General features: G+C 61.9%; 7 protein-coding genes. 6 read left to right on the top strand and 1 reads right to left on the bottom strand.

The annotated features are described in order from the left end of the window. Positions 1 to 868 precede the first annotated feature (868 nt). From CKO23_RS23385 to CKO23_RS23360, 6 genes are all read left to right on the top strand, one after another. A complete protein-coding gene (locus CKO23_RS23385) occupies positions 869 to 2287 on the top strand; it encodes an MBL fold metallo-hydrolase (protein WP_346014677.1) in 1419 nt (472 codons plus the stop codon). A gap of 41 nt (positions 2288 to 2328) precedes the next feature. Next, complete coding sequence (locus CKO23_RS26460; protein ID WP_200335728.1) at positions 2329 to 2748, top strand: AAA family ATPase; 420 nt, start codon at positions 2329 to 2331, stop codon at positions 2746 to 2748. Beyond that, positions 2745 to 3674: a DUF29 family protein gene (locus CKO23_RS26645; protein WP_200335727.1), complete on the top strand. Its 930-nt coding sequence runs from the start codon at positions 2745 to 2747 to the stop codon at positions 3672 to 3674. The genes CKO23_RS26460 and CKO23_RS26645 overlap by 4 nt, the downstream gene beginning before the upstream one ends. Before the next feature lie 615 nt (positions 3675 to 4289). Continuing rightward, complete coding sequence (locus CKO23_RS23370; protein WP_200335726.1) at positions 4290 to 4730, top strand: hypothetical protein; 441 nt, start codon at positions 4290 to 4292, stop codon at positions 4728 to 4730. Between the two features lie 83 nt (positions 4731 to 4813). Continuing rightward, positions 4814 to 5308: a DUF29 domain-containing protein gene (locus CKO23_RS23365; RefSeq protein ID WP_200335725.1), complete on the top strand. Its 495-nt coding sequence runs from the start codon at positions 4814 to 4816 to the stop codon at positions 5306 to 5308. A 74-nt stretch (positions 5309 to 5382) separates the two neighbouring features. Then, positions 5383 to 6150, top strand: a complete 768-nt coding sequence (locus tag CKO23_RS23360) for a Uma2 family endonuclease (RefSeq protein ID WP_200335724.1) — start codon at positions 5383 to 5385, stop codon at positions 6148 to 6150. 413 nt (positions 6151 to 6563) lie between these two features. Here CKO23_RS23360 and CKO23_RS25345 read toward each other — a convergent pair. Beyond that, positions 6564 to 6880 (bottom strand): hypothetical protein (locus CKO23_RS25345; RefSeq protein ID WP_207168673.1); only part of this gene is annotated, 317 nt, incomplete at its 5' end.

Below are 6880 nucleotides of genomic sequence, written 5' to 3'. Positions count from 1 at the left end.
CGACTGAGCCCTCCCAGGTTCCTGGGCGACCCGTGCGTGCATGCCCTGCTCTCAGACCCCGGCGGAGTCTCGGCATCAGGCCAGTACAATGCCGAGACTGTTGCCTTCCGGTGATTGGAATGCGTCGGCTCCGCTGGCATCAGTTTCGGGGCTCTATCACACAGCCTACACGCCCCCTGTGTTCGCTTCGCAGCCGGGATCACTCCCGCACCACGCCACACTCGGTTCCGGTGGATGGCCAATCCTTACCGGCTCGGGACTTTCACCCGGTGGGCCGCAACAAGGAGTTTCCGATTCGCTTATCCGTCCGCTATCTTCCTCTCCTTCCAGGCTTTGCCTGGCGCAACCAATCGATGATCACGGCCACGTTTTCTCGTTCGCCACAAGTCACAGCCGAATTCGAGGCCGAACCGGATTGCTGCTGGGGAACACACTGTTGCGAGCGCCTACCTGTTCCGCTGGCGAAACTCTCTGTCCGAAATGATCGCTGTGACGCTCTATAAAGAATCAACAATAGGAAACAGTTTGTGCTGGGTGCACGAACCGGTAAGTTGTTAGGCGAACTCCGGAAATGACCTCACCCAAAAGGCGCGGGTCGGTAGGATGGGCAAAGTCCGCACTCGGGGCTTGAGCGTCACCTCGGCGCTGGACGGACGTGCCCATCCTGCAAAGCGCTGAGCGGGGATGATGGGCACGCCCCTCGACCCTCGGCACTCCGAAAGAAGCTCATCGCCAGGGCTTCGCCCATCCTACGGGATCGGAACTGCAGGTATATTGTTTGCCGGAAATCGCCTTAAGATACTGCGACTTCGTCACCAACGGCGACGAACAACGGCGGTAAGGATAGCGCAAACTAGGAGCATTCCCCGTGATTGACACCGCTCATTCCTGCGCCACCATCCTCCACCACGGCGCCGTCGATGGTGTGACCGGCTCCTGCCATGAACTCCAGCTCGACGATGGACGTTCGCTGCTGATCGACTGCGGACTCTTCCAGGGTGCCGAGAAATCATCCGATGGTGCGGCCAATGCCGAGCGGCTCCAGATCGAGTTCCCGGTCGAGCGGATCATGGCGCTCGTCGTCACCCATGTGCATATCGACCACGTCGGACGTCTGCCCTATCTGCTCGCCGCCGGTTTCAAGGGACCCATCCTGTGCAGCGAAGCCTCGGCCGAACTCCTACCGCTGGTGCTGGAAGACGCCCTCAAGGTCGGCGTCACCCGCGACGAGCGGCTCATCGCGCAAGTCCTCAACCTGCTGCGCGCGCGGCTCATCGCCCTCCCCCACGGCCGCTGGTTTACCCTCGCCGAGGGCGATCCCGGTCTGCGGATCCGGCTACAACCCGCCGGACATATTCTCGGATCAGCCTATGTCGAGTGCGATCTGCGCCAGGGCGGCCAGACCACGCGCGTCCTCTTTTCCGGCGACCTCGGCGCACCTTACACACCACTACTACCCGCGCCCAAATCACCCTACCGCGCTGATGTCGTGGTGCTCGAGAGCACCTATGGCGACCGGCTCCACGAAGACCGCCGCGACCGCCGTCAGCGTCTGCGCGCCATCATCGAGCACGCCTTTGACAACGGCGGAACACTGCTAATCCCGGCCTTCAGCATCGGCCGCACCCAGGAACTGCTCTACGAGCTGGAAGCCATCATTCACCAGTATCGCCAGCGTCGGCTCACCGCCGGTCGCACCTGGGACGATGTCGAGATCGTCCTCGACTCGCCGCTCGCCGCTGACTTCACCGCCGGCTATGCGCGGCTGCGCGCGCACTGGGACCGCGAGGCCAAGCGCCGGCTCCAGTCTGGGCGTCATCCGCTCGACTTCGAACAGGTGCTGACCGTCGCCGATCACGCCACCCATCTGCGCACGGTCGAGTATCTGACCCGCTCCGCGCGCGCCGCCATCGTCATCGCCGCCAGCGGTATGTGCGCCGGTGGACGGATCGTCAACTATCTCAAGGCCATGCTCGGCGATCCGCGTCATGATGTGCTCTTCGTCGGCTATCAGGCCGCCGGCACGCCCGGACGTGCTATCCAACGCTATGGCCCGCGCGGCGGCTATGTCGATCTCGACGGCCAGCGCTACGACATCCGTGCTGGCATCCACACGCTCGGCGGCTACTCGGCCCATGCCGATCAGAAAGACCTGATCAACTTCATCAAGCGCATGCGCGTCAAGCCGCGTGAGGTCATACTGGTGCATGGCGAAACGGGGGCCAAGCAGAGCCTGCAGGCAGCGCTCAGGGGGCGGTTTGCGGGGATGGAGGTGCGCATTGGCTGACATCGCCCAGACGCTCCCGCCCCGGCCGCTGCGTATCCCCTTTGGTCTCGCTGCGGCGCGGCAACGAGTATTACATCGACAAGGCCCACTATCTGCCGCTGCTGGAGTCCGCCGGACGCTTCCTATTCCTGATCCGCCCGCGCCGTTTCGGCAAGAGCCTGCTGAAATCGGTGATGGAATGCTACTACGACCGCGAATTGGCCAGGGACTTCGACGAACCCTTCGCCGACACCTGGATCGCCGCACAGCCGACGGCGGAGCACGGCGCCTACCTGACCCTGATGATCGACTTCTCGATGGTCAGCCGCGCCATGCCTGGCGGGCTCGCGGCCTCCTCGCTTCGCACCTGCGCATCCGGATCGGGAGCTTCCTCAAGCACCATGCGGCCGCCATCCCCGCCGAGGCGGAGCCGACGATCAACGCCGAGACCGATAACTATCAGCGTCTACAACGACTCTTGACCGTCCTCGCCAAGCATGGACTCGAACTCTTTCTCTTCGTCGACGAATACGACCATTTCGCCAACAACATCCTGGTCGAGGACGGCGAGGCCGCCTATCGGGAGCTGACCCACGGCGGCTGGTTCTTCAAGACCTTCTTCACCCTGCTCAAGAGGGCGACCGGCGGCACCAGCGGCAAGCTAGCGCGTCTGTTCGTCACCGGCGTTTCTCCAGTCGCCATGGACGACGTCACCAGCGGCTTCAACATCGACATCAGTCTCGCCCCGCATTTCAACGGTCTGCTCGGGCTCGAGCACGCCGAACTCGACCGTCTGTTCGCGGTCTTCGGTCAGGACTTCGCAGCCCAGCGCCCGTTCATCGACGCCTGTTACAACCACTATCACTACACCCGCTGGTGCTGCTGTTCAGCGGCTGGGAATTGGTTTGGAGCGAGGAGTTGTCGGGAAGGAAGTGATGAAACAATTCAACGACGGGGGTTGATCCAAACCATGACCACCACGCCTTATGAACAGGACTACCACGCTTGGGCACAAGAAACAGCGCACTTGATTCGCCAGGGGCGCTTTCTGGAGGTCGACATCGAACACCTGGCCGAGGAGATCGAGGACATGGGCGCCAGCCGGGAGCGTGAACTCGAAAGCCGGCTCGGGGTTCTCTTGGCCCATCTGCTCAAATGGCGCTATCAACCGGAGCGGCGCGGCGCTAGTTGGGAGGCCACGATCAAGGAACAGCGCCAGCGCATCGTAAGACTCTTGCGGAAAAACCCCAGCCTGACGGCCAAGCTGGAGGAGATCATCCAGGACGCCTACAGCGATGCTCGCCTAATCGCCCGTCGCGAAACCGGTCTCGCTGAGGAGACCTTCCCTCTGGATAATCCCTATGCCTGGGAACTAACCATCGGCGATCACTGGCCCGAAGCGGCTTGAACGCCAGGGTCAGACCCGCCATGCGCTTCTTCAACACCGCTGGTCCCGTGGATTCCGCTCGGCATTACACCCTGCCGCCACTCTCGCGACTCGATTGGGAGCATGTACGCGCACTCATCGAGCAACACAAATACTTCGTCCCGCACACCCTGCGTCAGACCGGCAAGACCTCGACCCTGCTCGCTCTGATGGCGCATCTCAACCAGGATGGGCACCACATCTGCCTCTACGCCAACATTGAAAGCGCCCAAGCCCCGCGAGGCGATGTCCATCAAGGGGGGACCCTCATCTGTCAGACACTCGGCACCCAGGCGCGCGCTCAACTCGATGACACCGCGTTGTCGGCGCTCGTCGATGAGGTGCTGTCGCATTTCGAACCCAGCACCGCTTTGAGTGAATCCCTCAGCCGCTGGAGCGCTGCCAGCGATCGCCCGACGATCCTGTTGCTCGATCAAGTCGACGCCCTGGTCGGTGACAGGCTCATCTCGCTCCTGCGTCAGATGCGCACCGGCTATCCACAGTGTCCCCGCACCTTTCCGCAGACAGTGGTCCTGTGCGGGGTGCGCGACATCCGCGACGATCGCATCCACACCTCGGGCCAGGAGATCATCAACTGTGGCTCTGCCTTCAATGTCAAGGCCGAATCGAGAGCATTCAGAGCACTGGAGCAAGCGTTTTCAGTATCGCGAGGCCGGTCCGCAACTCTTGTTACAGGCCCTCCTGCAGCCTATTGTCAATGGCGGCGGACGCATCGAGCGCGAATACCGACTGGAGCACCGCCGCACCGATCTGCTGATCCAATGGCCGCTGGATCCGAACCAGGGCTTTCTCGGAGCGGTGCAACGCATTGTCATCGAATTGAAGCTGCTGCATCGCTCGCTGAAGAGCACCCAGCGCGAGGGACTGGCGCAGACTGCCGACGAGATGGAGCCTATGGACGCTACCGAAAAGCATCTGCTCATCTTCGACCGCCGCCCCGACATCCCTTGGGAACAGCGGATCTTTGAACAGGATGACCGGCATGGAGCGCATAAAATCCGTGTGTGCGAACTCTGACCGACGACACTTGTTGACGCTCAAACAACGGCCCGATCCTGCGTTCCATCCGCCCATACTGGGCACGACTTTGGATACTCATCATGACGCACCTCGCCACCCTGTATGAGACCGACTATGCCCAATGGGCACAGCGCAACGCCGAGCTGTTGCGCGCGCGCCGCTTCGAGGAGCTCGATATCGAGCATTTGCTGGAGGAGCTGAGCGATATGAGCAAGAGCGATCGGCGCGAATTGCACAGCCGACTGCTGGCATTGATCGCCCATCTGCTGAAATGGCAATACCAGTTGCCCACGCTCGCCGAACGTTGGCGTGAATTCGACGGACGCAGTTGGCGCGCCACCATTGTCGAGCAGCGTGAACAGCTCGCCGACCTGCTACGGGAATCGCCCGGCCTGAAGACCACACTCGCTGCCGCGATCGCCGCCGCCTATCCGGGCGCAGTGCGTCTCGCGCACAAGGAGACCCGCCTGCCGGCGGATCGCTTCCCCTCCGCCTGTCCCTACAGCAGCGCCCAGATCTTTGATGACGATTTCTATCCCGGGGAAGCACCGAGCGGCGGGCAGCATTCTCGCTAGATGGACATCGCTGCACTCCGCCTATCTGCTACGATTCACTCAACACAGGACCGATACCACTGGAGCCAACCGCCATGTACGTCACCGCGCCGCAAATGGCCGACCTCATGCCGGACGCCAGGCAACTGCTGAGCGACGAGCCGGAAATGGAAAGCACACTGCATTATCAGCAATTGGCGCTCCTCGTCAGCGCCCTCGAATGGCATTGGCGTGAGCGGCAAGATTTCTTTATCGGGGCCAATCTCACCGTCTATTACAGCCACCAACAACTGCGCCGCCGCGATTTTCGCGGCCCGGATTTCTTCCTGGTCCTGGACACCAGCCCCGAACCGCGCAATTCCTGGGTGGTCTGGGAGGAAGGCGGTCGCTACCCGGATCTGATCATCGAGCTGCTCTCGAATTCCACGGCTGCCATCGACCGCGCGGATAAGAAATCGCTCTATCAGAACATCTTCCGCACCCCCGAGTATTTCTGGTTCTCACCCGAGACGCTCGAATTCCAAGGCTTCCGGCTCGTCGACAAGACCTATCAACCCATCCCGCCCGACGAACAAGACCATCTGCCCAGCCAGGTGCTCGGACTCCGTCTCGGTGTCGTCGAGGGACAACTCCGCTATTTCGAGACTTCCGATACATTGGTGCCTACACCCACCGAATCTGCCCTGCATGAAATCCAGCACGCCGAGCGGGAACGCGAACACGCCGAGCAGGAGCGAGCCCGCGCGGATCAGGAACACGCGAGGGCCGAGCAGGAACGGCTGCGCGCCGAACAGGCCAACCAGCACGCCGAGCACCTCGCCCAGCGTCTGCGCGAGTTGGGCATCGATCCGGATCAGCCATGAGCGCCCGCCCAACGACTCAACAACCCGCCATGCGCTGCTTGACTGGGGTCTGGCTGCGGCCCCGGGTACGCCGACTTCAGTCGGCATCTGGGGAAGGCGGACTTCAGTCCGCCGCGAGGCGCGAGTTGGGCGTCGATCCGGATCAGCCATGAGCGCCCGCCCAACGACTCAACAACCCGCCATGCGCTGCTTGACTGGGGTCTGGCTGCAGCCCCGGGTACGCCGACTTCAGTCGGCATCTGGGGAAGGCGGACTTCAGTCCGCCGCGAGGGGTGCGACCAGAACTGATGTCTGGCGTAGGCTGGGGTGAACGAGAGTGAACCCCAGCAGCCACTTGGGCGCCATGCTGGGGTTCGTTCCTCACCCCAGCCTACAAATCCTGGCGCATGCGCATCACTTCTGGTCGCACCCATCTATCCGCGAAGTCGATCGACACCGATGCCGGCGAGCGCTCGCATCATGCATGACCCGAAACAGAGCAGTTGAACCGCAAAGAACACAAAGAACACAAAGAACACAAAGAACACAAAGGATTTCGATTGGTTGTCAGAGAAGCGATGCTCACCCAAAGGGTGAAGGGAACTCGGGCCTTGATCATCGTTTGGTTGCGCCAGGCAAAGCCTGGAAGGAGAGGAAGATAGCGAACGGATAAGCAAATCGGAAACTCCTTGTTGCGGCCCACCGGGTGCAAGTCCCGAGCCGGTAAGGATTGGCCATCCACCGGAACCGA

Source organism: Thiocystis violacea, assembly GCF_016583565.1.
Lineage (GTDB): Bacteria > Pseudomonadota > Gammaproteobacteria > Chromatiales > Chromatiaceae > Thiorhodococcus > Thiorhodococcus violaceus_A.
This window is presented reverse-complemented; position numbering and strand designations above follow the sequence as displayed.

Bases quoted from the DNA above. Each gene is read 5' to 3' on its own strand.
- CKO23_RS23360 (WP_200335724.1), top strand. From the start codon at position 5,383: ATGTACGTCACCGCGCCGCAAATGGCCGACCTCATGCCGGACGCCAGG.
- CKO23_RS23365 (WP_200335725.1), top strand. From the start codon at position 4,814: ATGACGCACCTCGCCACCCTGTATGAGACCGACTATGCCCAATGGGCA.